The 25,100-nt window shown below is 72.9% G+C and carries 28 protein-coding genes and 2 riboswitches; of the genes, 18 read left to right on the top strand and 10 right to left on the bottom strand.

Translation table 11 applies throughout. The annotated features are described in order from the left end of the window. Positions 1-5 precede the first annotated feature (5 nt). The 15 genes from QP089_RS48995 to QP089_RS47525 all read left to right on the top strand — a co-directional run bounded on the left by QP089_RS48995 (position 6) and on the right by QP089_RS47525 (position 10,356). Positions 6-398, top strand: a complete 393-nt coding sequence (locus tag QP089_RS48995; RefSeq protein WP_353070879.1) for a hypothetical protein — start codon at positions 6-8, stop codon at positions 396-398. A gap of 51 nt (positions 399-449) precedes the next feature. Continuing rightward, a complete protein-coding gene (gene purU / locus QP089_RS47590; RefSeq protein ID WP_285921231.1) occupies positions 450-1,307 on the top strand; it encodes a formyltetrahydrofolate deformylase in 858 nt (285 codons plus the stop codon). 143 nt (positions 1,308-1,450) lie between these two features. Continuing rightward, on the top strand, positions 1,451-2,065 hold the full coding sequence (locus tag QP089_RS47585; protein WP_285921230.1) for a DUF6286 domain-containing protein: 615 nt from the start codon (positions 1,451-1,453) through the stop codon (positions 2,063-2,065). A gap of 2 nt (positions 2,066-2,067) precedes the next feature. Beyond that, the gene (locus QP089_RS47580; protein WP_285921229.1) at positions 2,068-2,619 is read left to right on the top strand and encodes a hypothetical protein; all 552 of its coding nucleotides are present in this window, start codon (positions 2,068-2,070) and stop codon (positions 2,617-2,619) included. Between the two features lie 257 nt (positions 2,620-2,876). Continuing rightward, positions 2,877-4,499 (top strand): sensor histidine kinase, encoded by a 1,623-nt coding sequence (locus tag QP089_RS47575; protein WP_285921228.1) that lies wholly within the window; start codon positions 2,877-2,879, stop codon positions 4,497-4,499. Then, on the top strand, positions 4,496-5,167 hold the full coding sequence (locus QP089_RS47570) for a response regulator (protein WP_285921227.1): 672 nt from the start codon (positions 4,496-4,498) through the stop codon (positions 5,165-5,167). The genes QP089_RS47575 and QP089_RS47570 overlap by 4 nt, the downstream gene beginning before the upstream one ends. Positions 5,168-5,229: 62 nt before the next feature. After that, on the top strand, positions 5,230-5,415 hold the full coding sequence (locus QP089_RS47565; RefSeq protein WP_285921226.1) for a hypothetical protein: 186 nt from the start codon (positions 5,230-5,232) through the stop codon (positions 5,413-5,415). 247 nt (positions 5,416-5,662) lie between these two features. Next, a complete protein-coding gene (locus tag QP089_RS47560) occupies positions 5,663-6,097 on the top strand; it encodes an Asp23/Gls24 family envelope stress response protein (RefSeq protein WP_285921248.1) in 435 nt (144 codons plus the stop codon). Next, positions 6,094-6,669, top strand: a complete 576-nt coding sequence (locus QP089_RS47555; protein WP_285921225.1) for a hypothetical protein — start codon at positions 6,094-6,096, stop codon at positions 6,667-6,669. Before QP089_RS47560 ends, QP089_RS47555 begins: the two co-directional genes overlap by 4 nt. After that, a complete protein-coding gene (locus QP089_RS47550; protein WP_446474153.1) occupies positions 6,666-6,860 on the top strand; it encodes a hypothetical protein in 195 nt (64 codons plus the stop codon). Before QP089_RS47555 ends, QP089_RS47550 begins: the two co-directional genes overlap by 4 nt. Beyond that, positions 6,857-7,204 carry an Asp23/Gls24 family envelope stress response protein gene (locus tag QP089_RS47545; protein WP_285921224.1) on the top strand — a complete coding sequence of 116 codons (348 nt, stop codon included), beginning with the start codon at positions 6,857-6,859 and terminating at the stop codon, positions 7,202-7,204. Before QP089_RS47550 ends, QP089_RS47545 begins: the two co-directional genes overlap by 4 nt. Beyond that, entirely contained in the window at positions 7,201-7,806 is a 606-nt protein-coding gene (locus QP089_RS47540; RefSeq protein ID WP_285921223.1) for a DUF6286 domain-containing protein, read from the top strand. Before QP089_RS47545 ends, QP089_RS47540 begins: the two co-directional genes overlap by 4 nt. Continuing rightward, the gene (locus tag QP089_RS47535; protein ID WP_285921222.1) at positions 7,807-8,385 is read left to right on the top strand and encodes an alkaline shock response membrane anchor protein AmaP; all 579 of its coding nucleotides are present in this window, start codon (positions 7,807-7,809) and stop codon (positions 8,383-8,385) included. It abuts the gene before it with no gap. 321 nt (positions 8,386-8,706) lie between these two features. Next, the gene (locus QP089_RS47530) at positions 8,707-9,870 is read left to right on the top strand and encodes a thiolase family protein (RefSeq protein ID WP_285921221.1); all 1,164 of its coding nucleotides are present in this window, start codon (positions 8,707-8,709) and stop codon (positions 9,868-9,870) included. A 39-nt stretch (positions 9,871-9,909) separates the two neighbouring features. After that, positions 9,910-10,356, top strand: a complete 447-nt coding sequence (locus tag QP089_RS47525) for a winged helix-turn-helix transcriptional regulator (protein ID WP_285921220.1) — start codon at positions 9,910-9,912, stop codon at positions 10,354-10,356. 21 nt (positions 10,357-10,377) lie between these two features. On the opposite strand, the gene QP089_RS47520 is transcribed toward QP089_RS47525, so the two are convergent. The 9 genes from QP089_RS47520 to QP089_RS47480 form a co-directional block, all read right to left on the bottom strand. After that, on the bottom strand, positions 10,378-11,751 hold the full coding sequence (locus tag QP089_RS47520) for an L-serine ammonia-lyase (RefSeq protein ID WP_285921219.1): 1,374 nt from the start codon (positions 11,749-11,751) through the stop codon (positions 10,378-10,380). A 59-nt stretch (positions 11,752-11,810) separates the two neighbouring features. Then, positions 11,811-13,067, bottom strand: coding sequence for a serine hydroxymethyltransferase (glyA, locus tag QP089_RS47515; RefSeq protein WP_285921218.1), 1,257 nt, complete (start codon positions 13,065-13,067; stop codon positions 11,811-11,813). A 1-nt stretch (position 13,068) separates the two neighbouring features. Continuing rightward, positions 13,069-13,458, bottom strand: a complete 390-nt coding sequence (gene gcvH / locus QP089_RS47510; protein ID WP_285921217.1) for a glycine cleavage system protein GcvH — start codon at positions 13,456-13,458, stop codon at positions 13,069-13,071. Positions 13,459-13,518: 60 nt separating this feature from the next. Beyond that, positions 13,519-14,613, bottom strand: a complete 1,095-nt coding sequence (gene gcvT / locus QP089_RS47505; protein ID WP_285921216.1) for a glycine cleavage system aminomethyltransferase GcvT — start codon at positions 14,611-14,613, stop codon at positions 13,519-13,521. 73 nt (positions 14,614-14,686) lie between these two features. Next, positions 14,687-14,786: riboswitch (glycine riboswitch) on the bottom strand. Between the two features lie 4 nt (positions 14,787-14,790). Beyond that, positions 14,791-14,886, bottom strand: a riboswitch (glycine riboswitch). A gap of 114 nt (positions 14,887-15,000) precedes the next feature. Next, entirely contained in the window at positions 15,001-15,381 is a 381-nt protein-coding gene (locus QP089_RS47500) for a hypothetical protein (RefSeq protein WP_285921215.1), read from the bottom strand. Positions 15,382-15,506: 125 nt separating this feature from the next. After that, on the bottom strand, positions 15,507-16,271 hold the full coding sequence (locus QP089_RS47495) for a 3-oxoacyl-ACP reductase (RefSeq protein WP_285921214.1): 765 nt from the start codon (positions 16,269-16,271) through the stop codon (positions 15,507-15,509). Positions 16,272-16,285: 14 nt separating this feature from the next. Further along, positions 16,286-17,674: an aldehyde dehydrogenase family protein gene (locus tag QP089_RS47490; protein ID WP_285921213.1), complete on the bottom strand. Its 1,389-nt coding sequence runs from the start codon at positions 17,672-17,674 to the stop codon at positions 16,286-16,288. A gap of 96 nt (positions 17,675-17,770) precedes the next feature. Continuing rightward, positions 17,771-19,126, bottom strand: coding sequence for a glutamine synthetase family protein (locus tag QP089_RS47485; RefSeq protein ID WP_285921212.1), 1,356 nt, complete (start codon positions 19,124-19,126; stop codon positions 17,771-17,773). A 21-nt stretch (positions 19,127-19,147) separates the two neighbouring features. Continuing rightward, a complete protein-coding gene (locus tag QP089_RS47480; RefSeq protein WP_285921211.1) occupies positions 19,148-20,677 on the bottom strand; it encodes an amino acid permease in 1,530 nt (509 codons plus the stop codon). A gap of 157 nt (positions 20,678-20,834) precedes the next feature. Here QP089_RS47480 and QP089_RS47475 point away from each other — a divergent pair, with 157 nt between their 5' ends. Further along, a complete protein-coding gene (locus QP089_RS47475) occupies positions 20,835-21,635 on the top strand; it encodes a FadR/GntR family transcriptional regulator (RefSeq protein ID WP_285921210.1) in 801 nt (266 codons plus the stop codon). A gap of 91 nt (positions 21,636-21,726) precedes the next feature. Beyond that, positions 21,727-23,025, top strand: a complete 1,299-nt coding sequence (locus tag QP089_RS47470; RefSeq protein WP_285921209.1) for a M50 family metallopeptidase — start codon at positions 21,727-21,729, stop codon at positions 23,023-23,025. Here QP089_RS47470 and cds1 read toward each other — a convergent pair whose 3' ends face one another. Further along, positions 23,026-24,123 (bottom strand): L-cysteine desulfhydrase Cds1, encoded by a 1,098-nt coding sequence (gene cds1 / locus QP089_RS47465; protein ID WP_285921208.1) that lies wholly within the window; start codon positions 24,121-24,123, stop codon positions 23,026-23,028. It abuts the gene before it with no gap. Positions 24,124-24,214: 91 nt separating this feature from the next. On the opposite strand from cds1, the gene QP089_RS47460 reads away from it, so the two are divergent. Next, the coding region (locus QP089_RS47460; RefSeq protein ID WP_285921207.1) for a hypothetical protein at positions 24,215-25,100 on the top strand (886 nt) is incomplete at its 3' end.

The following is a 25,100-nucleotide window of genomic DNA, read 5'->3' as shown; positions in this document are numbered from 1 at the left end:
ACGGCGTGCCGATCTCCTTCGTCCGCGACCTCGTCGCCCGCTGGCGCGACGAGTACGACTGGCGCGCCCACGGCGGCGACCCCGCCGACGCCTTGCACGTCGTGATCTCGTCGCTGGCCGGGTTCGGGTTCTCCGGCCACACCGCCGAGAGGGGCTGGGGCGCCGCCCGCACCGCCGCTTCGCCGAGCGCGACCACACCAACATCGTCCACTGGAACGAGTACGACCGCGGCAGCCACTGGGCCGCCCACGACGCTCCCGACCTCCTCGTCGCCGACATTCGCGAGATGTTCCGCAAGCTGGGCTGAACCCCCGCACCGTGGCCCCGGCATTCCGGTGCCGGGGGCCTGCTTGGCGCGGCACGGCCCCCGGACGGCGGGGCGCCGCGTAGGCTCGTAGCCCCGTATCCGCATGTGAGCTGCGCCTTCGCGGCGAGAGTGAGACCGAGACATGGACCGAGCCGACCAGTACGTGCTGACCCTGTCGTGCCCCGACCGGCCGGGCATCGTCGCCGCCGTCTCCGGGCTGCTCGCCGAACGCGGATGCAACATCGTGGAGAGCCAGCAGTTCGGCGACCCCGACTCCGGGACCTTCTTCATGCGGGTGCAGTTCGCCGCGCTGCCCGGCACCGACGCCGACGAGCTGCGCGGCGCGTTCGCGTCCCTGGCGCCCGAGCTCGGGCTCCAGTGGCGGCTGCACGACCTGGCCGAACGCCCGCGCGTGCTGATCATGGTGTCGAAGAGCGGGCACTGCCTGAACGACCTGCTCTACCGGCAGCGCTCCGGGCTGCTCGACGTCGACGTCGTCGCGGTCGCCTCCAACCACCCCGACCTGCGGCCGCTCACCCAGTCCTACGGGATCGACTACCACCACCTGCCGGCCGGCCCCGGCGGCAAGCCCGCGCAGGAGGCCGAGGTCCTCGCGCTGGTCGAGCACTACCGCGCCGACCTCGTCGTCCTGGCCCGCTACATGCAGATCCTCTCCGACGACTTCTGCGCCAAGCTCCCCGGCGCGATCATCAACATCCACCACTCGTTCCTGCCGAGCTTCAAGGGCGCCCGTCCCTACCACCGGGCGCACGAACGCGGCGTCAAGCTGATCGGCGCCACCGCCCACTACGTCACCGCCGACCTGGACGAGGGGCCGATCATCGAGCAGGAGGTCGCCCGCGTCGACCACACCCACAGCCCCGAGGAGCTGGTGGCGGTCGGCCGCGACGTCGAATGCCTCGCGCTGGCCCGCGCCGTCCGCTGGCACGCCGAGCACCGCGTGCTGCTCAACGGGGACCGCACGGTCGTCTTCCGCTGACCGCCGAAGCCTTCCGCGGGGCCCCCGCTGACCGATCGCGCAGGTGAAAGCGTGAGATGTCGGCATGGCGTGTTTCACTCCGCGTGACAATGCCTCACCATGAGTAGTGATGTCCGACGTGCCGATGGCTCACGGGGGTGGCTATGGCCGAGGCTCTGGTCAAGGACCTGATCGAGGAGGAGCGCAGCAGGAGGCAGGCGCGGCGCCTGGCGGTCCGCGAGTTCCGCCCGCGGCGCGCGCTCGCCGGGCTGGCGGCCGCGCTGGTGGTCACCGCCGCCGGCGGGATCGCCGCCATCGAGCTGCTCGCCGCCGCCCTGCACTCGGGCGTCCACCCGGTGCCGGGGATGGGCGCGCTCGTGCACGCGCTGCGGCACCGCCCGTGGCGCGACGCAGGCGTCCGCGAGACCGCCGCCGCGATGGCCGGCTGCGGGCTGCTGTTCCTGCTCGCGGCGCTGCCCGGGCGGCTGCGCGGCGTCCCGCTGGACGGCGCCGACCCGCGCCTGGCGGGCGCCGTCCGCCGGTCCGCGCTGCGCCGGGCCGCGGCGGACGCGGCGCTGACCGTCCCCGGCATCGAGCGCGCCCGGGCCCGCGGGCTCGGCGTGCTGCGGCGCCGGCTGGTCGTGCGGGCCGTCACGCAGTACCGCAATCCCGCGAACCTGGAGGAACTGGTGCACAGCGCGGTCGCCGCGCGGCTCGACCGGATCGAGCCGATGCACCGTCCCCTGGTCGACGTCCGGCTGGGCTGGCGGAAGGACTGACGATGAGGATCCCGATCGCGGCGACCGGCGCCCTGCTGCTGCTGTGCGGCGCGTCCGCCCTCGCCCTCGGCGCGTCCGGCCTGGCCGGGCGCCCGCCGCTGGACCCCGCGCTGGTGCGGTTCGCCGCCGGCGCCCCGTGGTTCCTGCCCGTCGCCGCCGGCGTCGCCGAGGTGCTGGCGCTCGCCGGGCAGCTGTGGCTGGTCGTGCAGGGCCGCACCGTCGTCCACCTGCGCCGGCCCGACCTCGACCCGCGGACCCGCGCGCACGCCCGCGCCGCCGCCGACGTCCTGGTCAAGGACGTCAAGGAGCTCCCGGACGTGCGGGACGTGCGGGTCCGCCTCACCGGCACCGCCAACCGGCCGCGCCTGGCCATGCAGGTCACCTGCGCGGGCGACGCGCTGCTCAGCGAGGTCTACGGCGAGATCGGCGCGGGCCCGATCGAGCGCTACCGGCGCGCCCTCGGCATGCCCGACCTGAAGGCGGTCGTCCGCTTCCGGCTGGACTTCCCGCAGCAGCAGAGGCAGCCGCGCGAACCGCAGCCGGAGACCGCCTGAGCGGTTTCGGACACGGACCCCGTCCGGAGCGCCGGGCGGGGGTCGGCGCGTCCGGACGGGGGCCCGCGCTCGGGCCGGCGCCCATGCGCCGCGGAGCGGGCGCATGCACACGTCGGGTGCCGGCGCACAAGGAAGCGCACAGGTCGGAGGCGGTGCACCCGTCACTATGCGCGATCTTCTGGTAACGGTCACGGTTGTGTACATTTCGTTCACGGCAGATCCGTAAGGAAAGGGCCGAGACGGAAGGTACGGGTGGGATGCGGCGTCCCGGATGGGCGGCGCCCGGACGCTGGAGCCTGGCCCGGCAGCTGCTGGCGCTGCAGGCGGCGATCGTCGCGCTGCTGGTGGCGGCCGGCGCCACCCTGGCCTACCTGGACGCGCGGCGCGCGACCGACCAGCGGGCCGCGCACACGGTGACGGCGCTGGCCGAGAGCATCGCGGACGCGCCGGACGTGCGGGCCGCGCTGTCCGCGCCGTCGCCCACCCGGATCCTGCAGCCGTACGCCGAGCGGATCCGCCGCGACACCGGCGTCGACTTCATCACGATCATGAGCCCGGACGGGCTGCGCTACACCCACCCGAACCCGAAGCAGATCGGCGGGACCTTCATCGGGACGATCGGGCCCGCGCTGGCCGGGCACGTCTTCACCGAGACCTACACCGGCACCCTCGGGCCGTCGGTGCGGACCGTCGCGCCGGTGTTCGGGGACGGGCACCGGGTGGTGGGGCTCGTCGCGGTCGGCATCACCATCCGGGCGATCTCCGCGGAGCTGCGGCGCCGGCTGCTGGTCCTGGTCGCCGTCGCGGCGATGGTGCTGGTCCTCGGCATCGGCGGGAGCTGCCTGGTGTCGGCGCGGCTGCGCCGCCAGACCCGCGGCGTCGCGCCCGGCCAGCTGCGGGAGATGTTCGAGTACTACGAGGCGATCCTGCACGCCGTCCGCGAGGGCCTGGTGCTGCTGGACCGCGGCGGCCGCGTCGTCCTGTGCAACGACGCGGCCCGCGAGCTGCTCGACCTGCGCCACCTGCCGCCGGACGGGCCGCGCGGCCGGCACGTCGGCGACCTCGGGCTGCCGGCGGAGCTGGTCGCCTCGCTGACCTCGCCGGAGCCGCGCGCCGACGAGATCCACGTCGGCGACACCCGCGTCCTGGTCGTCAGCACCTCGCCCGTCCGCTCCCGGGACCGGGCCATGGGCAACGTCGTGACGCTGCGCGACCACACCGAGCTGCAGGGGCTGACGGGCGAGCTGGACACCGTCCGCGGGTTCGCCGAGTCGCTGCGGTCGCAGGCGCACGAGGCCGCGAACCGGCTGCACACCGTGGTGTCGCTGGTGGAGCTCGGCCGCCCCGAGCAGGCCGTGGAGTTCGCGACCGCCGACCTCGCGACGGCGCAGCGGCTCACCGACCGGGTCGTCGGGTCGGTCACCGAGCCGGTGCTGGCGGCGCTGCTGCTCGGCAAGTCCGCGGAGGCCGCCGAGCGCGGCGTCGAGCTGGAGATCGCCGAGGACACCGCCATCGACGGCGTCGTCGAGCCCCGCGACCTGGTCACCATCCTCGGCAACCTGATCGACAACGCGGTGGACGCGGCGGTCGAGAACGCCGCCGTGCGCCCGCCGCGGGTGCGGGTGGGCGTCCGCCGCGACGGCGGCCGGCTGGTGCTGCGGGTCGCCGACAGCGGCCCCGGCGTCGACCCCGCGGCCGTCCCGGAGATGTTCCGCCGCGGCTGGACGACCAAGTCGTCCGGCGGGCCGGTCGGGCACGGGCTCGGCCTCGCGCTGGTCGGCCGGGCCGTCCGCCGGCACGGCGGCACCGTGGAGGTCGGCGGCGGCGACGCCGGCGAGGGCGCGGTGTTCACCGTCCGGCTGCCCCTGGACGCCCGATGATCTCGGTGCTGGTGGTCGAGGACGACCCGGTCGCGGCCGAGGCGCACCGCGCCTACGTCGAGCAGGTCGCCGGGTTCTCGGTCGCCGGGGTCGTGCACTCCGGCGCGGACGCGCTGCGGTTCTGCGAGCGGACGACCGTCGACGTCGTCCTGCTCGACTTCTACCTGCCCGACACCCACGGCCTCACCGTCTGCCGGGCGCTGCGGGCGGGCGGCAGCGAGGTCGACGTCATCGCGGTGACCTCCGCGCGGGACCTCGCGGTGATCCGCTCCGCCGTGTCCGTCGGTGTCGTGCAGTACCTGCTCAAGCCGTTCACGTTCGCCTCGCTGCGCGACAAGCTCGTCCGGTACGCCCGGTACCGGGAGCATCTGCTCGGCGCGGGGGAGGTGACCGGGCAGGCCGACGTGGACGGCATGCTCGCGACGCTGCGCACCCCCGACCACCGGTCGCTGCCGAAGGGGATGAGCGGCGAGACGCTCCAGGCGATCACCGAGGTGCTGACCGGCGCGCGGGAGGGGGTGTCGGCCGCCGCGGCCGCCGACCTCACCGGCGTGTCCCGGGTCACCGCGCGCCGCTACCTGGAGTACCTCGCCGAGAACGGGCTCGCCACGCGCCGTCCCCACTACGGGCAGGTCGGCAGGCCCGAGGTCCGCTTCTACCCGGGGTAGACGGGCGTGCCGCGGGGTACCTAAGGGGCGAACGATCCGTCAGCGACATCGGGGGAGTTGTCGTGGGTGACCCGAACGACAAGGTGGACCGCAGGACCGCCGAGCCGGAGCGCGGGAACGAGCCGGGCGAGGCCCGCGCGGCCCGCACCGGGGAGGCCGCCGACGACGCCGGACGCGCGGGGGACCGGCCGCGGAAGGTCAAGCCGGGCGACGCCGCCCGGAAGATGCGCGCGATGTTCAAGGGGTAGCGCTGTTCAAGGGGTAGCGCCGCGTTCAAGGGGTGGCGCCGCGCGGAGCGGGGGCCGGCGGTTGCGCCGGCCCCCGCTCCGTGTGTAAAACCCGCTTGACCTGGCCATTCGTCCGTCCTCGACGGGTTTGGGGCGGCCCCCGGCGAGCATCAATCGCACATCGCCGACGTATCGGGGGGACACCGTGAGCCAGGACGAGGGACACAGGGACGGCTCGGTCGCCACGCGGGACCGGCCTGACGACGGCATGCGCCGCGCCCGCGGCGGCGGGGCGAGCGAGCTCGTCACGCCCGGCGGCCGCACCGCGATCGCCGACGTCGTGGTCGCCAAGATCGCCAGCATGGCCGCCCGCGAGGTGGGCGGCGTGCACGAGATGGGCGCGGGCATGTCGCGCACGATCGGCTCGGTCAAGGAGCGCCTGCCGGGCGTCGGCGCCGACCCCACCCAGGGCGTCGGCGTCCAGGTCGGGGAGCGCCAGGCCGCCATCGACATCGACCTCGTGGTCGACTACGGCGCCTCGATCCCCGATCTCGCCAGCGCCGTGCGCTCCAACGTGATCGGCCAGGTGGAGCACATGTGCGGGCTGGAGGTCGTCGAGGTCGACATCACCGTGGACGACATCCACCTCCCCGACGACGACCGCGCCGAGCCCGAGCAGCCGACGGGGCCCCGGGTGCTATGACCGCCCGCACCCGCCGCCCGCACCCGGCGAACCGGACCGCCCGCGACCCGTCGCCGGGCGACGCCCCCGGCCCGCAGGCCCGCCCGCCCCGGCCCGCCGCCCCGAACCCGGAGAACCAGACCGCGCAACACCCGCCGAACACCGACCGCCTCACCAAGCCGAGCGATGGCGACGCATCCGGCTCGTCGGCTGCAACGCAGCCCGCGGCGGGGCGGCGCGACCGACCCGCCGAGGCGAAGCCGGGGCGTGAAGGTGCGGGCGCCGGGGGGAAGGCGGGGCTTGGTGACGGGGGCGGGGGGTTGGCCGAGCGGGTCGCCGAGGTGGTGCGCGGGTGCCGGTTCGTGGCGGGGCTGACGGCGGGTCCGTGGGCGCGGATCGTGACGTACCGGGCGGGACGGCCCTTCGCGGGGGTGGTCGTCCGGGACGGGGAGATCGAGATCGGGGTGGTGGCCCGGACGGGCCGGCCGTTCACGCGGACGGCGGAGGACGTGCGGCGGGCGGTGCGCCCGCTGGCCGGGGAGCGCCCGGTGCACGTGCTGATCGGGGACATCGCCGAAGGGGGAGCGAAATGATTCCGTTGTGGCCGCTGGTGGGGCTGGCGTTCGGGGTGGCGCTCGGGTTCGCGGGCGCCTTCGGCGGTTTCGGCGCGTTCTTCATCGTGCTGTTCCTCGGCTGCCTGGGGTTCCTGATCGGGCGGGCGATCGAGGGGCGGCTCGACATCCGCGAGCTGTTCTCGTTCAACCAGGGCAGGCGGTCGCGGTGACGCCGGACGGGCGGGGCCGCACGACGATCAGCGACCGGGCCGTGGCGCGCATCGTGGCGAAGGCCGCGCGGGAGACGGCCGGGGCCGGCGGGCTCGGCCGGTCGGTGCTCGGCGTGGGGGTGCCGGGACGCCGCGCGGCCCGCACCGACGTCCGGGTGAACGGCGAGGTCGTCACGGCGAAGGTGGCGCTGTCGGTGGCGTACCCGATGCCGGTGCGGGACGTGGCGCGGCAGGTGCGCGAGAGCGTGCGGGACCGGGTGGAGGCGATGACCGGCCTCACCGTCCGGCAGGTGGACGTCGACGTGGCCGAGTTGGAGCGCCCCGGCGCGAGGACGGTCTCGTGATCGCGCACGCGGGGCGGCGGGCGCCGGCGCGGCGGGAGCGGACGTCCGGGGAGCGCAGGGCCGACCGGGCGGCGCGGCATGCGTTCCGGTCGCGGCGGGTGCCGGTCGGGACGGTGGCGGCGCTGCTGCTGACCGCGGCGGCGGTGATCGGCGCGATCGACGTCATCGCCGCGATGACGGGCGCGTCGCTGCACGTCTTCGCCTACCGGGAGCTGATCGACGTGCGGTGGGACGGCTGGGTCACCCGGGGCATCTGCATCGGGCTCGGGCTGGTCGGCCTGGTGTTCCTGCTGGCCGGGCTGCTGCCGGGGCGGTCGCGGATCGTGCCGCTGCACGGCGCCGTGCCCGAGGTGGTGATGGGCGTCAGCAGGCGCGGGCTGCGCAGCGCCGTCGCGGCGGCGGCCGCGGACGCGGCGGGGGTGTCGCGCGTCCGGCGGGTGCGGCTGCGGCGCACGCGGGTGATGGTCGTCGCGGAGACGCCGGTGCACGATGCGCAGGGGCTCGACGAGGGGGTCGCGGAGGCGGTCCGCGAGTGCCTGGAGCGGATCCGGCCGCTGCCCGCCCGCGCCGTGACGGTGCGGATGAAGCACAAGGAGGGCTAGATGAACCGGCGTCCCGCTCACCTCAACCGGACGGGGCTGGTCGTGGTCGGTGCCCTGATGGTCGCCGCGGGCGGCGTGGGGTTCGCGCGGGGGCTCGGCGTGTTCGGGGACGGCCGGGCGACGGGCCCGGTGTTCAGCGCGACCGTCCGGCGGTACGCCGCCGACCACGGCTGGTTCTGGCCGGCGGTGGCCGCCGCGCTGATCGTGCTGGCGCTGCTCGGGCTGGCCTGGCTGCTGGCGCAGGGCCGGTCGGGGAGGCTGCCGGGGCTGGCGATGGAGCCCGACCCGTCCGGCGGGCGCACGCGGCTGTCGGGGCGGGCGGTGACGGACGCGCTGGAGTCGGAGGTCCGCGAGTACCCGGGGGTGCGGACGGTGCGGGCCCGGCTGCTCGGCTCGTCGCGGCGGCCGGAGCTGCGGTTGAACGTGGCGTACGGGCGCCGCGCCGACCCCGCCGACCTGCGCCGCCGCATCGAGGAGGAGGGGATGCCGCGGCTGGCGGCGGCGCTGGGCCGCGAGGCGGTGCCGGCGGTCGTGCGGCTGCGGCTGGTGTCCGGTGACCGGGCGGAGACGGTGCTCTGACCCTTGGCGCCATCTTTGGGGCCCGTTGGGCTTATGTCGCGCGTTGTCCGACTAGCGTGCGAAGCAGAACATGACGTCGAGGGATTGGAGGCTCGCTTGTCCGACTTGCCAGTTCCGGGCGGCTCCGTCCAGGGGCCTTTCGACGCATGAAGGGACAGACGGACCACGGCATGGGCCCCTCCCGCTGAGCGGCCCGAAGACCCGGGGGCGCGGCGCATCCGCCGCGCCCCCGGGTTCTTCCACGGCCGGTGGGTTGTGTTTTCCAACTCGCTTGTCCCATACTGATCAGTAAGTTGGAGAATCAAACGGAGGTGGTGGGTCATGCGGGACGCGGTGATCGTGGAGGCCGTCCGGACGCCGGTGGGCAAGGGCAAGCCCGGCGGGGCGCTGCACGGCGACCACCCGGCCGACCTGCTGGCGCGGACGCTGAAGACGCTGGTCGACCGGGCCGGCATCGATCCGGGGGAGGTGGACGACGTGGTCGGCGGCGTCGTCACCCAGGTCGCCGACCAGGCCGTCAACATCACCCGGACCGCCGTCCTGGCCGCCGGGTTCCCCGAGACCGTCCCCGCCATGACCGTCGACCGGCAGTGCGGCTCGTCCCAGCAGGCCCTGCACATCGCCGCGCAGGGCGTGCAGAGCGGCGCGTACGACATCGCGATCGCGTGCGGCGTCGAGTCGATGTCGCGGGTGCCGATGGGGTCGAGCGTGCTGCCGGGCAGCGACCCGTTCGGCCCGATGCTCAAGGAGCGCTACCCCGACGGCCTGGTGGGGCAGGGCATCAGCGCCGAGCTGATCGCCGCGAAGTGGGACCTGTCCCGCGAGGAGCTCGACGCCTACGCCTACGAGTCGCACCGCCGCGCCGCCGAGGCGTGGAAGAACGGCGAGTTCGACCGTGAGGTCGCCTGGACCGGGCAGCGCGACGAGACCGTCCGTCCCGGCACCTCACCGGAGATCCTCGCCGGCCTGAAGCCCGCCTACTACGACGAGCGCACGGCGGCGCGGTTCCCCGAGATCGCCTGGAAGGTCACCGCGGGCAACGCGTCCCCGATCAACGACGGCGCCGCCGCCGTGCTGGTCATGGGCGCGGACGTCGCCGAGCGGCTCGGCCTGCGCCCCCGCGCCCGGTTCCACGCGTTCGCGGTGACCGGCGACGACCCGCTGCTGATGCTGACCGCGATCATCCCGGCGACGGAGAAGGTGCTGGCCAGGGGCGGCCTGACGCTGGGCGACGTCGACCTGTTCGAGGTGAACGAGGCGTTCTCCCCGGTCGTGCTCGCCTGGCAGCGCGAGACCGGCGCCGACCTCGCCCGCGTCAACGTCCGCGGCGGCGCGATCGCGATCGGCCACCCGCTCGGCGCCAGCGGCGCCCGCATCATGACGACGCTGCTGCACGCCCTGGAGGACCGCGGCGGACGCTACGGCCTGCAGACCATGTGCGAGGCCGGCGGCCTCGCCAACGCGACGATCATCGAGCGCCTGTGACGGGCGGGCTGGTCGGGGCCGGCGGCTAGGCTTCCCGGTATGCCGAAGGACGCCCACCCCCGCGAGTGCTCGATCGCCGACACCCTCGACATCGTCGGCGAGCGCTGGAGCCTGCTCGCGATCCGGGAGCTCAGCTACGGGGTGCGGCGGTTCGACCAGATCGTCCGCAACACGGGGGCGGCCCGCGACATCCTCACGGCCCGGCTCCGCAAGCTCGAGGCGAACGGCATCGTCCGCCGCGAACGCTACAGCGACCGTCCCGCCCGCTACGAGTACCACCTCACGCAGGCGGGGCGGGAGCTGTGCGACGTGCTGATCGTCCTGATGGCGTGGGGCGACCGGCACCTGCACCCCGACGACCCGCCCGTCCGCTGGCGGCACTCCTGCGGCGAGACCCTGAGCCCCCTCGTCGTCTGCCGCCAGTGCGGCAACGAGGCCCGGCCCGGCGCGCACTCGCCCACCGGCCGCGGCGCCCTCACCGCCTGACCCGCCCCCGGGACGGGCCGCTCAGCACTCGATGACGTTGACGGCCAAGCCGCCGCGCGAGGTCTCCTTGTACTTCTCGAGCATGTCGCGGCCGGTGTCGCGCATCGTCTTGATGGCCTTGTCGAGGGAGACGAAGTGGCGGCCGTCGCCGCGCAGGGAGATGCGGGCGGCGCTGATCGCCTTGATGGCGCCGACCGCGTTTCGCTCGATGCACGGGACCTGGACGAGGCCGCCGACGGGGTCGCAGGTGAGGCCGAGGTTGTGCTCGATGCCGATCTCGGCGGCGTTCTCGACCTGCTCCGGAGTGCCGCCGAGGACCTCGGTGAGGCCGGCGGCGGCCATCGAGCAGGCGGAGCCCACTTCGCCCTGGCAGCCGACCTCCGCACCGGAGATGGACGCGTTCTGCTTGAACAGCACGCCGATCGCGCCGGCGGTGAGCAGGAAGCGGACGACGCTCTCGTCGTCGCCGCCCTGCACGAACCGGTCGTGGTAGTGCAGGACGGCCGGGATGATGCCGGCGGCGCCGTTGGTGGGGGCGGTGACGATGCGCCCGCCGGCGGCGTTCTCCTCGTTGACGGCGAGGGCGAAAAGGGTGACCCAGTCCATCGCGTGAAGGGGGTCGGACGCCTTTTCCGCCGAAAGCTGCCGGTGCAGTTGCGGGGCGCGGCGGCGCACTTTCAGGCCGCCGGGAAGAAGCCCTTCGCGGGTGCAGCCGCGGGTGACGCAGGCCCGCATGACCTGCCACAGCGTGAGGAGCCCGGCGCGGATCTCCTGCTCGGTGCGGCCGAACGCCTTCTCGTTCTCCAGCATGAGCGCCGAGACCGACAGCCCCGTTTCGCGGCAGCGGTCGAGGAGTTCCGCGGCGGTGTCGAAACGGTGCGGCAGGACGGTGTCGTCCGGCTTGATGCGGTCGGCGCCGGTGGCGTTCTCGTCCACGATGAAGCCGCCGCCGACCGAGTAGTAGACCTTGGAGCGCAGCTCGTCGCCGGACGCGTCGAACGCGGTGAAGCGCATTCCGTTCGGGTGGCCGGGCAGCGATTCCTTGCGCTCGAAGACCAGGTGCTCGCCGACGGCGAACGGGACGTCGTGCGACCCGAACAGGCGCAGTTCCTTGCGTTCGCGGATGGCGGCGAGCCGTTCGTCCACGCCGTCGACGTCGACGGTCTCCGGCTTGTCGCCTTCGAGCCCGAGAATGACGGCCTTGTCGGAGCCGTGGCCCTTTCCGGTGAGGCCGAGCGAGCCGTAAAGAACCGCCTGGACGGACGCGGTGCGCTCCAGCAGCCCGTCGCGCTGCAATCCGCGGGCGAAGCGGTGGGCCGCCGCCATAGGGCCGCCCGTGTGGGACGACGAAGGGCCGATGCCGATTTTGAAAAGGTCGAAAACGCTGATGGCCATGGGTGCTACCTCGTCGTAGCGCGCGCCCCCTCCCCGCGAGGGAAGGGGGCGCGGAGAGGTTACAGGTCGGGGTAGAGAGGGTGCTTCTCGGCGAGGGCCTTCACCCGCGCGGAAAGCGCGTCCTTGTCGAAGGACGGCTGCAGTGCCAGCGCGATGACGTCGGCGACCTCGGTGAAGTCCTCGGCGGTGAAGCCGCGGGTGGCGAGGGCGGGCGTGCCGATCCGCAGCCCGGACGTCACCATCGGCGGCCGCGGGTCGTTCGGGACCGCGTTCCGGTTGACGGTGATGCCGATCTCGTGCAGCCGGTCCTCGGCGTCGCGCCCGGTCAGCTCCGAGTCGACCAGGTCGACCAGGACCAGGTGCACGTCCGTGCCGCCGGTCAGCACCTTCACGCCGGCCTTCGCCGAGTCCTCGGCGAGCAGCCGCTCGGCGAGGAGCTTCGCGCCCTCGACCGTGACGGCCTGCCGGGCCCGGAACTCGTCCGACGCGGCGATCTTCAGCGCGACCGCCTTGGCGGCGATCACGTGCTCCAGCGGGCCGCCCTGCATGCCCGGGAACACCGCCGAGTTGATCTTCTTGCCGTACTCCTCGCGGGCGAGGATCAGGCCGCCGCGCGGGCCGCCGAGCGTCTTGTGCGTCGTGGTGGTGACGATGTCGGCGTACGGGACGGGCGAGGGATGCAGCCCCGCCGCGACCAGCCCGGCGAAGTGCGCCATGTCCACCATCAGCAGCGCGCCGACCGAGTCGGCGATCTCGCGGAACGCGGCGAAGTCGAGCTGCCGCGGGTACGCCGACCAGCCCGCCACGATCATCTTCGGCCGGTGCTCGGCGGCCAGGGAGGCGACCTCCTCCATGTCGACCAGGCCGTCCTCGGCGCGGACGTGGTAGGGCACCACGTTCAGCACCTTGCCGGAGTAGTTCAGCCGCATCCCGTGCGTGAGGTGGCCGCCGTGCGCGAGGTCGAGGCCGAGGATCGTGTCGCCGTGCTGCAGCAGCGCGAAGTACACCGCGGTGTTGGCCTGCGCGCCGCTGTGCGGCTGCACGTTGGCGTGCTCGGCGCCGAACAGCGCCTTGGCCCGGTCGATCGCGAGCTGCTCGGTGACGTCGACGTACTCGCAGCCGCCGTAGTACCGCTTGCCCGGGTACCCCTCGGCGTACTTGTTGGTCAGGACCGAGCCCTGCGCCTCCAGCACCGACACCGGCGCGAAGTTCTCCGACGCGATCATCTCCAGCGTGGACTGCTGGCGGCGCAGTTCGGCGTCCACCGCCTCGGCGACCTCGGGGTCGGCCGCGGCGAGGGAGTCATGCAGGCCCACGTCAGCTCTCCTCGATCAGCTTGTCGTAGGACTCGGCGTCCAGCAGGTCGCCCGGCTCGTCGGAGATCCGCACCTTGAAGATCCAGCCCTCGCCGTACGGGTCGTCGTTGATCACCTTGGGCTCGTCCACCACCGCGCTGTTGATCGCGGTGATCTCGCCGCTGACCGGCGAGTACAGGTCGCTGACCGACTTGGTCGACTCGATCTCGCCGCACGTCTCGCCGGCCTCGACGGTGTCGCCCTCGGAGGGCTGCAGTTCGAGGTAGACGATCTCGCCGAGCGCGTCGGCGGCGTGCGCGGTGATGCCGACCGTGACGATGCCGTCCTCGCCGCCGAGGCCGGCGACCCACTCGTGCTCTTCGCTGTAGCGGAGCTGCTCCGGAACGCTCACGTCTTTTTCTCTCTCTGTTCATTGTGGGGGCCGACCCCCACACCCCCGGACAACTACCTGTTAGGAACGCTTATAGAAAGGCAGGGCCACCACGTCGACCGGCTCCTGCCTGCCGCGCACGTCCACGGCGAGGCCGGTCTCCTCGACGCCGCTGTCGAGGTAGGCCATGGCGATCGGCTTGCCCAGTGTGGGCGACGGGGCGCCGCTCGTCACCGCACCGCACGGCGTGCCGCCGGACGTGACGACCTGGTACCCCTTCCGGGGCGCGCGACGCCCGCGCGCCACCAGTCCCACGAGCCTACGGCCCGCGGGGGTCTGCGCCTGCGCCGCCAGGGCGGCCTTCCCGACGAAGTCCACCGCCTTGTCCAGCTTGACGACACGGCCGAGGCCGGCCTCGAACGGGGTGGTCTCGGTGGTCAGCTCGTTGCCGTACAGCGGCATGCCCGCCTCGAGGCGGAGCGTGTCGCGCGCCGACAGCCCGGCGGGTACCACCCCGCCGACCGCGGCGAGCGCCTTCCACAGCGCGACGGCGTCGGAGGCGTCGACGAACAGCTCGAAGCCGTCCTCGCCGGTGTAGCCGGTGCGGGCGATCAGGGCGTCCACGCCGGCGACGCGGTCGGCGAGGATCGCGTAGTAGCGCAGGTCGGCGAGCGGCGCGCCGGTGAACCCGGTGAGGATCTCCTGAGCCCGCGGGCCCTGCAGGGCGATCAGCGCGTAGGCGTCGGAGCGGTCGTCGACGGCGGCCTGGAAGCCCGCGGCCCGCTCGATCAGCGCCTCGCGCACCACCGCGACGTTCGCCGCGTTCGCGACGACCATCCAGGTCTCGTCGGCGAGCCGGTAGACGATCAGGTCGTCCAGGACGCCGCCGTCCGGGTCGCAGATCATCGTGTAGCGGGCCTTGCCCACCGCCATCGGCGACAGGTTCCCGACCAGCGCGTAGTCCAGCGCGTCGGCGGCGCCGGGGCCGGACAGGAAGATCTCTCCCATGTGGGACAGGTCGAACAGCCCCGCGCCGGTGCGGACGGCCTGGTGCTCGGCGGTCTCGCTCGCGTAGCGCAGCGGCATCAGATAACCGGCGAAGTCGACGAGATTCGCGCCGAGGTCCTGGTGGACGTCGTGCAGCGGCGTCTTCTTCACGGTCGGATCGGCGGACATCGGTTCGGCTCCTTCGTCGCGGGCGCGCGTGGTCCATCGTCCCACTCGCGCACCGGGCGTATCGGTGCCTCCCCCTCTGTCATCGGCGCCTGAGAGCTTCACCCGCCGCCCCGTACGGGACGCGGCGCGGGCTTTCACCTTCGGCGGGGGAACGGGTCCCCGCTTTCCAGAGGTCGCCTGGCCCGTGCGGTCCATGGGCCTGAGAGGTTCCGGGGAGGATTTGCTCCTTCGGCGTCCCACGCCGGCTGCGTGGGACTCTCCCGCACGGGATGAACGGCTGCCCGCAAGGCTAGCAGCGGCAACGCCCCGCCACCAGCCGCCGCCGGCGGCACGACGGCCCGGGCCAAGGGGCGGCGCGCGCCCCGGCCCGGGCCGTCGGTCGTGCGGTTACTTCGGGGTGGGGGCGGGGGTGCCGGACATCGCCTTCACGCACGCCTGCAGCGCCGCCTTGATCTTGGCCAGGTCCGCCTGGGAGGGCGTCGACTTCGGGTGCGGGCTGGGCATCGTCACGCCCTGCCTGCGCACGCAGTCGTTGAACTTCTTGGCGGCCGCCGCCGTCCCGTTGCCGCCGGGGGCGGTGGGCACGGCGGTCGCGCCGCCCTTGGCCGAGCCGCCGGACGCGTCGGACGTCCCGGACGGCGCCGGAGCCGTCGCCGGGGCGGACGAGGGGGCGCCGGACGACGCCGCGGAGCCCTTCTTGCCGTCCGAGCCGCCGCATCCGCCGAGCGCGAGCGACAACGCCAGGACCGCCACGAGACTGCGCTTCACAGGGATCACTTTCTCCAGGGACCGGGGTGGAAAGCGCCATGATGCGCAGAAAGCCGTGCGGGCGCATACCGACGCGCATGCCAAGAAACCACGGATCGCTTAGCACCGCACCTCACAACGGCACCCTAGAGGGGCGTCACGTAGGCCCCGGAGATGCCGCCGTCCACGAGGAACTCCGACGCCGTGATGAACGACGCGTCGTCCGAGGCCAGGAACGCGACCGCCGCCGCGATCTCCGACGCCTCGGCGAAGCGCCCCACCGGCACGTGGACGAGGCGCCGGGCCGCCCGCTCCGGATCCTTGGCGAACAGCTCCTGGAGGAGCGGGGTGTTCACCGGGCCGGGGCACAGCGCGTTCACGCGCACGCCCTGCCGCGCGAACTGCACGCCCAGCTCCCGCGACATCGCCAGGACGCCGCCCTTGGACGCGGTGTAGGAGATCTGCGAGGTCGCCGCGCCCATCACCGCCACGAACGACGCCGTGTTGATGATCGACCCCTTGCCCTGTTCCAGCATGTACGGGATGACGTGCTTGCAGCACAGGTAGACGCTGGTCAGGTTGACGTCCTGCACGCGCTTCCAGGCGTCCAGGCCGGTCTCCAGGATCGAGTCGTCGTCGGGCGGGGAGATCCCGGCGTTGTTGAACGCGACGTCGATGCGCCCGTAGGCGTCCTGGACCGTCCGGTAGAGGGCCTGGACCTCGTCCTCGCTGGTGACGTCCACCTTGACGAACAGGCCGCCGAGCTCCTCGGCGACGTTCTTGCCGGCGGTCTCGTCGACGTCGGCGACGACGACCTTCGCGCCTTCGTCGGTGAAACGGCGCGCGGTGGCCAGGCCGATGCCGCTGGCGCCGCCGGTCACGACGGCCACCCGGCCTTCCAGACGCTGCATGCTGCTCTCTCCTGTCACTGACGGGGGGCTTGCCGGGGCTGTTCGCCGGCGATGAAGACGTTCTTGGTCTCGGTGAACGCGCCGAGCGCGTCCGGGCCCAGCTCGCGGCCGAGGCCGGACTGCTTGAACCCGCCGAACGGCGTCCAGTACCGCACGGACGAGTGGGAGTTCACCGACAGGTTCCCGGCCTCGACGGCGCGGGAGGCGCGCAGGGCGCGGCCGACGTCGCGGGTCCAGATGGAGCCGGACAGCCCGTAGGGGGTGTCGTTGGCGATCCGGTACGCGTCGGCCTCGTCCTCGAACGGGACGACGGTGACGACCGGCCCGAACACCTCGTCATGCCAGGCCGGGAGCGCCGCGTGGTCCGGGGTGGCGAGGACGGTCGGCGGGAACCAGAACCCCGGGCCCTCGGGCGCCGAGCCGCGGATCACGACCGGCGCGCCGTCCGGCACGTAGGAGGCGACCCTGTCCCGGTGCGCGGCGCTGATCAGCGGCCCGACCTCGGTCCTGGCGTCGCGCGGGTCGCCGACGGCGACGCCGTGCACGGCCGGTTCGAGCAGTTCGAGGAACCGGTCGTAGACGGGGCGCTCCACCAGGATCCGGGAGCGGGCGCAGCAGTCCTGGCCGGCGTTCTCGAACACCGCGTACGGGGCGGTCGCGGCGGCCTTCTCCAGGTCGGCGTCCGCGAAGACGATGTTCGCGGACTTGCCGCCGAGCTCCAGCGTCAGCCGCTTCACCGCGGGCGCGCACGCCTGCATGATCTCCTTGCCGACCCGGGTCGAGCCGGTGAAGACGATCTTGCGGACGTCCGGGTGGTCGACCAGCCGCCGTCCCGCCACCGGCCCCGCGCCCGGCAGCACCTGCAGCACGTGCTCCGGCAGGCCCGCCTCCAGCGCCAGCTCCCCGACGCGGCGCGCGGTCAGCGGGGTCGGCTCGGCGGGCTTGACGATCACGGTGTTGCCCGCGGCCAGCGCCGGCGCCATGCCCCAGCCCATGATCGGCATCGGGAAGTTCCACGGCACGATCACGCCGACGACGCCGAGCGGCTCGGCGAACGTGACGTTGATCCCGCCCGGCACCGGGATCTGCAGCCCGGTGAGGCGTTCGGGCGCGGCGGCGTAGTAGTGCAGGACGTCCCGCAGGTTGCCCGCCTCCCAGCGCGCCTGCCCGATCGGATGCCCGGCGTTGCGGACCTCCAGCGCGGCCAGCTCGTCCAGGTGCGCGTCGACCTTCTCGGCGAACGCGCGCAGCAGCCGCGCCCGGTCGCCCGGCGCCACGTCCCGCCACGCCGGGAATGCCCGCTTGGCGCGTTCCACCGCCGCGTCGGTCTCGTCCGCCGACGCCAGCGCGACGACCTCCACGACCTCCTCGGTCGCCGGATTCAGAACCTCGAACTCGCTCATGTCCCCTCGATGCTGTCGTTGACCTGCGGCGAGTCGTCGTCATGAGCCGCCTCGCAACGACGACTCGCCGCAAGTGAACGTGGTTCGGTTGCGTGGCTACAGGCGTTCGAAGCCGCGGAACAGCTCCCAGTCCGTCACCGCGCGGTCGTAGGCGTCCAGCTCTACGCGTGCGCAGTTGGCGTAGTGCTCGACGACCTCCTTGCCGAACGCGTCCGCGGCCAGGGGGCTGCGCTCCCAGTCGGCGGCCGCGTCGCGGAGCGTCCGGACGACGGTGTCCGCTTCGGTCGCGTAGGCGTTGCCCGCGAACGGCTCCTCCAGCGGCAGCTCGTTCTCGATGCCGTGCAGCCCCGCCGCGACCAGCGCCGATACCGCCAGGTACGGGTTGACGTCGCCGCCCGGCACCCGGTTCTCGATCCGCAGCGACGGCCCGTGCCCGACGAGCCGCAGCGCGCACGTCCGGTTGTCCACGCCCCACTTGATCGCCGTCGGCGCGAACGAGCCCGGCTGGTAGCGCTTGTAGGAGTTGATGTTCGGCGCGTACAGCAGGGTGAAGTCGCGCAGGCACGCCTGCTGGCCCGCGATGAAGTGCTCGCCGATCTTCGACAGCCCGTGCGGGCCGTCCCCCGCCATGACCGGCGCCCCGTCGGCGTCGCGCAGCGAGATGTGCACGTGGCAGGAGTTGCCCTCCCGCTCGTTCGGCTTGGCCATGAAGGTGATCGACATGCCCTCCTGGGCGGCGATCTCCTTCGCGCCGGTCTTGTAGAGGACGTGGTTGTCGCACGTCCGCAGCGCCTCGTCGAACCGGAACGCGATCTCGTGCTGGCCGAGGTTGCACTCGCCCTTGGCCGACTCGACGTACATCCCCGCGCCGGTCATCCCGTTGCGGATCCGGCGCAGCAGCGGCTCGACGCGGGCGCCCCCGAGCAGCGAGTAGTCCACGTTGTACTGGTTGGCCGGGGTCAGGTCGCGGTACGCCCTGCGCCAGGCGTCCTCGTAGGAGTCCTGGTAGACGACGAACTCCAGTTCGGTCCCGACGTAGGCGCCCCAGCCCCGCTCGGCCAGCCTGGCGAGCTGGCGCCGCAGGATCTGCCGGGGCGAGGGCGCCACGTCGGAGCCGTCCTCCCACACGATGTCGGCGTGGACCAGCGCCGCGCCCTCCTGCCAGGGGATCCGGCGGAGCGTCCCGAGGTCGGGGCGCATGACGAAGTCGCCGTAGCCCCGCTCCCAGGACGACATGGCGTAGCCGTCCACCGTGTTCATGTCGACGTCGACGGCCAGCAGGTAGTTGCAGCCCTCCGAGCCGTGCCCGGCCACCTCCTCCAGGAAGTAGCGGGACGACAGCCGCTTGCCCTGCAGGCGCCCCTGCATGTCGACGATCGCCACGATCACGGTGTCGATCCGGCCCTCCGCCGCCTCCCCGCGCAGTTCGTCGAGGGTGAGCGATGTGGTCACGTTTCCGGTCTCCTAACGGGACTAGCCCAGCGACTGGAGCTCCTGCTCGATGGCCGCCAGCTCCTCGGCGCTGCCCTGCACCTTCGGGCCGGTGAACCACTTGCGGGCCGACAGCACCCACCACAGCCCCGCGCCGCCGAGGACGACCAGGATCGCGATGGGGGAGTAGTTGAAGCTGTCCTTGGTGATCGGGTTCGCCGGCGGCAGCATGAACAGCACCGAGATCACGACGACCCAGGCGACCGCGAGGATCCCGATCGGCCGGCTCCACCGGCCGAGGCTCCACGGGCCGGCCTTGAAGTCCTTGCCCTGCCGCAGCCGCAGGTACGTCGGGATCACGTAGGCGATGTAGAGGCCGATCACCGCGACCGACGTCACCGCGAGGTACGCGGTCAGGTTCCAGATCGCGGGCAGCGCCAGCACGAACGCGCCGCCGGCGGCCAGCCAGATCGCGTTGGTGGGCGTCCGGCTGCGCTTGTTGATCCGGTGCCAGAAGGACGAGAACGGCAGCGCCCCGTCCCGCGAGAACGCGTAGATCATCCGGGAGTTCGCCGTCACCGAGGACATCCCGCAGAAGAACTGCGCGCCGAACGAGACCAGGATGAGCACCTTGCCCATCGTGTCGCCGGTCGCCGCGATGAAGATCTCCGCGGGCCCGCCCGCGACCGCCTTGCCGTAGTCCTGGATGGCGAAGGTGACGCCGAGCAGCAGCACCCAGCCGGCCACGACCGAGATCAGCACCGAGTTCACGATGCCCTTCGGCCCGGACCGCGCCGCGTCGTGGGTCTCCTCGGTCATGTGCGCGGACGCGTCGTACCCGGTCAGCGTGTACTGCGACAGCAGCAGGCCGATCAGCGCCGCGTACGCGCCGTACTGCCAGCCCGTCTCGTTGACGAACTTGCTGAACACGAACCCGGCCGACTGGTGGTGCGACGGCTTGAACGCCAGCACCCCCACCACGAACGCGACGCCGAGCACGTGCCACCACACGCTCACGCTGCTCAGCACCGAGACGATCTTCACGCCGAACTGGTTGAGCAGCGCGTGCACGACCAGCAGGACCGCGAACAGCAGGAACGTGTGGCCGAGCGTCACCGAGTAGCCGAACTGCAGGTCCAGCAGCGGGTTCAGGAACGCCGCCGACCCGTAGACGATCGCGGCGGTCACCGCGACCTGGCCGATGAAGTTGAACCAGCCGGTGAACCACGACCACGCCGCCCCGTTCGTGCGGGCGAGCTTGGCGGACCAGTAGTACAGGCCGCCGGCGGTCGGGTAGCTGGAGCACACCTCGGCCATCGCCAGCGCGACCAGCAGCGTCATCGCGCCGACGCCGAGCCAGCCCCAGGTGATGACGACGGGGCCGCCGCCCTTGAGGCCGATGGTGTAGGAGGTCAGGCAGCCCGACAGCACCGAGATGATGGTGAACGAGACCGCGAAGTTGGAGAAGCCGGACATGGACCGGCTGAGTTCCTGGGCGTAGCCCAGCTCGTGCAGCCGTTTCTCGTCGTCGGATCGGGGGTCGGGGGATGCCTTGTGCTCGTCGATGCTCACGAGCACCTCCTCGCGTGCCACGGGGGTTTCGACACAGCCGCAATGGGCTAATGACAGACCATTAATGTTTGCGGAGGGGTCCGCGTCAACCCCCCGGACCCGACGAAACGCACATGTAACGTGGGACCCGAAGCCCCCCGCGGACCGAAGGACGGTCATGCCCGCACCCGAGCCCGGCCCCCGCGCGCCCGGCGCGTCCGGCGCGGGCGCGCCCGCCGCGGGCGCCCCCGGCTCCGGCGTCCCCGACCTGGCGGCCGCGGCGGTGTTCCGGCCCGTCCGCACCGGCAACGCCTTCGAGGAGACCGTCGAGCGCCTCCTCCAGGCGATCAAGCTGGGCGTCGTCGACCGCGGCGACCGGCTCCCGCCCGAGCGGGAGCTGGCCCCGCTGCTCGGCGTCAGCCGCGTCACGCTCCGCGAGGCGATCCGGGCCGTCCAGCAGGAGGGCTACGTCGAGTCGCGGCGCGGCCGGTTCGGCGGCACGTTCGTCACCTACGAGCGCCCGCGGCCCCGGCAGGCCGACCTGAGGCGGGCGCTCGCCGAGATGGGCGACGACCTCAACGACACCCTCACCTTCCGGATGGCCGTCGAGACCGGCGCCGCGCAGATCCTCGCCACGACCGCGCTGTCCCGCGACCGGCGCGACGGGCTGCGCGCCCGGCTCGCCGAGCTGAACGCCGCCGGCCCCGACGAGTACCGCCGCCTCGACACCCTGTTCCACCTGGCGATCGCCGAGATGACCGGCTCGGCGCTGCTGTCGGCCGCCTGCGCCGACGCCCGGATGCGCGTCACCGACCTGCTCAACGCCATCCCCGTCCTCGGCCGCAACATCGAGCACGCCGCCGTCCAGCACGCCGCGATCGTCGAGGCGATCCTGGCCGGCGACCCCGAGGGGGCCCGCCGCGCCGTCGCCGAGCATCTCGAGGGCACCGCCGCCCTGCTGCGGGGCTTCCTCGGCTAGCTCAACCAAACCCGGCGCGTTGACGTACCCTGAGGTGGTTGCTGGAGGCCACCCCTCGGCGGGCGGGGTGCACGACGGAGGGGCATGACGCATGGGCTGGCTGGCGGGAGTGCTGATCCTGTTCTTCGGCCTGCTGGTGTCGATCGCGCTGCACGAGCTCGGGCACTTCAGCTTCGCCAAGCTGTTCCGCGTCCGCACCACCCAGTTCATGGTGGGGTTCGGGCCGACCATGTGGTCCAGGCGCAAGGGCGAGACCGAGTACGGCGTCAAGTGGATCCCGCTCGGCGGCTACATCCGCATGATCGGGATGCTGCCGCCGCGCAAGGGCGACGCCCCCGGCACCGTCCGGCAGATCAGCACCGGACCGTGGCAGGGCCTCATCGAGTCCGCGCGCGGCGCGGCGCTGGAGGAGGTGCGGCCGGACGACGGCGACCGGGTGTTCTACGCCAAGCCGTGGTGGCAGAAGCTGATCATCATGTTCGCGGGCCCGGCGATGAACCTGGTGCTCGCGGTGATCTTCTTCTCGATCCTGCTGATGGGCATCGGGAAGCAGACCCCGCAGCCGGTCGTCCAGCAGGTCTCGGACTGCATCGTCCCGGCGAGCCAGTCCGACCTCACCAAGTGCCCGGCGGGCGCGGTGCCCACCCCCGCGCACCAGGCCGGGCTGCGCTCCGGCGACCGGATCGTGTCCTACCAGGGGCACAAGATCGACGATTACGACCGGCTGCAGCGGCTGATCCGCGACTCCGGCGGGCAGACGGTCTCCATGACGATCCGGCGCGACGGCCGCGAGATGGCGCTGAGCGTCCCGATCGTCCGCAACCAGATGCACGACCTGAACGACGACCAGAAGATCGTCAACGTGGGCTTCCTCGGCATCACGCCGACCGAGGCGATGGAGCGGCAGGGGCCCGGCGCCGTCGCCGACGCCATGGGGTCCATGACCAAGCACACCGCCGGCGCGCTCGTCCGGATGCCGCAGAAGATGGTCGGCGTCTGGAACGCCGCGTTCGGCGGCGAGAAGCGCGACCCGAACGGCCCGGTCGGCGTGGTCGGCGTCAGCCGCATCGGCGGCGACGTCGCGGCGTCCAAGGCCCTCTCGACCACCGAGAAGGTCTGGTACTTCGTGATGCTGCTCGGCTCGCTGAACCTGGCGGTCGGGCTGTTCAACCTCATCCCGCTGCTCCCGCTGGACGGCGGCCACATGGCCGGCGCGCTGCTGGAGGCGCTGAAGAAGGCGTTCGCCCGGGTGTTCCGCAGGCCCGACCCCGGCTACGTCGACGTCGCCAAGGCGCTGCCCGTCACCTACGTGATGGCGGCCGTCCTGATCGTTATGGGCGGGCTGCTCATCTACGCCGACGTCTTCAACCCGATCCGCTTCAAGGGCTGATCAGACGTCTACCGGCATCTCGCCGGTCTTGAGGAACGCCTCCAGCGCCGCCTCGTAGGGCGCGATGTCCAGGCCCTGCGCGGCAAGCCACGCGTCCGACCCGTAGGTGCCCGCGTAGCGCTCGCCGCCGTCGCAGATCAGCGTCACCACGCTGCCGCGCTCGCCGCGCGCCCGCATCCCCGCGATCAGCTCCGCCGCGCCCCACATGTTCGTGCCGGTCGAGCCGCCCACGTCCCGGCCGCTGACCCGGCTCGTCCAGCGCATCGCCGCGACGGACGCCGCGTCCGGCACCCGGATCATCCGGTCGATCACCGTCGGCAGGAACGACGGCTCGACCCGCGGCCGGCCGATGCCCTCGATCCGCGAGCCCGCCGCGGTCCGCTCCGGGTCGCCGTCGGCGTACGAGCCGAAGAACGCCGAGCCCTCCGGGTCGACCACCGCGAGCCGCGTCTGGAACCGCCGGTACCGCGCGTACCGGCCGATCGTCGCCGACGTCCCGCCGGTGCCCGCGCCGACCACGACCCAGGCCGGCTCGGGGAAGCGCTCCAGCCGCATCTGCTCGAAGATCGACTCGGCGATGTTGTTGTTGCCGCGCCAGTCGGTCGCGCGCTCGGCGTAGGTGAACTGGTCCATGAAGTGGCCGCCGCACTCGGCCGCGAGCCGCCGTGACTCGTCGTAGATCGAGGACGGGTCGTCCACCAGGTGGCAGCGGCCGCCGTAGAACTCGATCAGGCCGATCTTCTCCGGGCTCGTGGACGCCGGCATCACCGCGACGAACGGCAGCCCGAGCAGCCGCGCGAAGTACGCCTCCGACACCGCCGTCGACCCGCTGGACGCCTCGATGATCACGGTGTCCTCGCGGATCCAGCCGTTCGCCAGCCCGTACAGGAACAGCGACCGCGCGAGCCGGTGCTTCAGCGACCCGGTCGGGTGCACCGACTCGTCCTTCAGGTACAGGTCGATGCCCCACTCGGGCGGCAGCGGGAACACGTGCAGGTGCGTGTCGGCGCTGCGGTTGGCATCGGCCTCCACCTTGCGGATCGCCTCGGCGATCCAGGCCCGGCACCCCGGGTCGCAGCGGTCTGCGGTGCGGCTCACGGCGACGTTCCCCCCGATCCTCGTCGATCGTCCGGGTCCCACGATATCCCCGCATGTCACCGGGGCATTATGGTGCACGGCAGGGGGATACATGATCGACCTTTTCCGGGAGCGCATCGTGGCGACCGGGCGGCTGCCGCTGTTCGGCTTCTTCGGTGCGTTCATCGTGACGTTCGTGGTGACGCGAGTGATCGTCCGGCTGATCCGCGCGAACGTGAGCGGCTGGTTCGGCAACGTGCGGGCCGGCGACACCCACGTCCACCACGTGGTCTTCGGGGTCGTGCTGATGCTGGTCGGCGGCGTCGCGAGCCTCGCCGTCCCCGACCCGTACGTGGCGCTGAACTGCGTCGCGGCCGTCGTGTTCGGGACGGGCTCCGCGCTCGTGCTGGACGAGTTCGCGCTGCTGCTGCATCTCAGCGACGTCTACTGGACGGAGAAGGGCCGCGCGTCCGTCGACGCCGTCTTCGTCGCCATCGCCGTGACCGGCCTGCTGCTGCTCGGCATACGCCCGTTCGGGTTCGCCGACGTCGTCCCCGACCCGGTCGGGAGCGCGCTCGCCCGGGCGTACTTCGCCTCGACCGTCGCCAACCTCCTCCTCGCCGTGATCGCCCTGCTGAAGGGCAAGATCTGGACGGGCCTGATCGGGCTGTTCCTGCCGGTCCTGCTGGTGGTCGGCGCGATCCGGGTGGCGCGTCCCGGCTCGCCGTGGGCGCGCTGGCGCTACGACGCGGACTCGCGCAAGTACTCGCGGGCCGTCCGCCGCGAGGTCCGGTTCCGGCGCCCGCTGATCCGGGCGAAGATCTGGGTGCAGGAGGTCATCGCCGGGCGGCACGACCTCATCCCGCCGGAGCTGCTGCAGCGCAGCTCCGACGCCACCGAGCGCGCCCGCCGCCGCAGGCTGGCCCGCGCGGCCCGCAGGGCGGCCGCCCGGGACCGCCGCCGCGCCGTCGCCCGGGGCGAGCGCCGCGTCGCCGTCC

It is taken from the genome of Actinomadura opuntiae (genome assembly GCF_030283205.1).
In the GTDB taxonomy this organism is placed as follows: Bacteria; Actinomycetota; Actinomycetes; order Streptosporangiales; family Streptosporangiaceae; genus Spirillospora.
The sequence above is the reverse complement of the archived record's forward strand: the minus strand, read 5'-3'. Positions and strand labels throughout refer to the sequence as shown.

Excerpts from the sequence above, each read along its gene's own strand:
- QP089_RS47575 (WP_285921228.1), top strand. The coding sequence starts at position 2,877 with ATGCGGCGTCCCGGATGGGCGGCGCCCGGACGCTGGAGCCTGGCCCGG.
- QP089_RS47520 (WP_285921219.1), bottom strand. The coding sequence starts at position 11,751 with ATGGCCATCAGCGTTTTCGACCTTTTCAAAATCGGCATCGGCCCTTCG.
- gcvT (WP_285921216.1), bottom strand. The coding sequence starts at position 14,613 with ATGTCCGCCGATCCGACCGTGAAGAAGACGCCGCTGCACGACGTCCAC.
- QP089_RS47530 (WP_285921221.1), top strand. The coding sequence starts at position 8,707 with ATGCGGGACGCGGTGATCGTGGAGGCCGTCCGGACGCCGGTGGGCAAG.
- QP089_RS47525 (WP_285921220.1), top strand. The coding sequence starts at position 9,910 with ATGCCGAAGGACGCCCACCCCCGCGAGTGCTCGATCGCCGACACCCTC.
- QP089_RS47560 (WP_285921248.1), top strand. The coding sequence starts at position 5,663 with ATGCGCCGCGCCCGCGGCGGCGGGGCGAGCGAGCTCGTCACGCCCGGC.
- QP089_RS47535 (WP_285921222.1), top strand. The coding sequence starts at position 7,807 with ATGAACCGGCGTCCCGCTCACCTCAACCGGACGGGGCTGGTCGTGGTC.
- QP089_RS47470 (WP_285921209.1), top strand. The coding sequence starts at position 21,727 with ATGGGCTGGCTGGCGGGAGTGCTGATCCTGTTCTTCGGCCTGCTGGTG.
- QP089_RS47490 (WP_285921213.1), bottom strand. The coding sequence starts at position 17,674 with ATGAGCGAGTTCGAGGTTCTGAATCCGGCGACCGAGGAGGTCGTGGAG.
- QP089_RS47580 (WP_285921229.1), top strand. The coding sequence starts at position 2,068 with ATGAGGATCCCGATCGCGGCGACCGGCGCCCTGCTGCTGCTGTGCGGC.
- QP089_RS47495 (WP_285921214.1), bottom strand. The coding sequence starts at position 16,271 with ATGCAGCGTCTGGAAGGCCGGGTGGCCGTCGTGACCGGCGGCGCCAGC.
- QP089_RS47475 (WP_285921210.1), top strand. The coding sequence starts at position 20,835 with ATGCCCGCACCCGAGCCCGGCCCCCGCGCGCCCGGCGCGTCCGGCGCG.
- purU (WP_285921231.1), top strand. The coding sequence starts at position 450 with ATGGACCGAGCCGACCAGTACGTGCTGACCCTGTCGTGCCCCGACCGG.
- QP089_RS47570 (WP_285921227.1), top strand. The coding sequence starts at position 4,496 with ATGATCTCGGTGCTGGTGGTCGAGGACGACCCGGTCGCGGCCGAGGCG.
- QP089_RS47550 (WP_446474153.1), top strand. The coding sequence starts at position 6,666 with ATGATTCCGTTGTGGCCGCTGGTGGGGCTGGCGTTCGGGGTGGCGCTC.
- QP089_RS47555 (WP_285921225.1), top strand. The coding sequence starts at position 6,094 with ATGACCGCCCGCACCCGCCGCCCGCACCCGGCGAACCGGACCGCCCGC.
- QP089_RS47585 (WP_285921230.1), top strand. The coding sequence starts at position 1,451 with ATGGCCGAGGCTCTGGTCAAGGACCTGATCGAGGAGGAGCGCAGCAGG.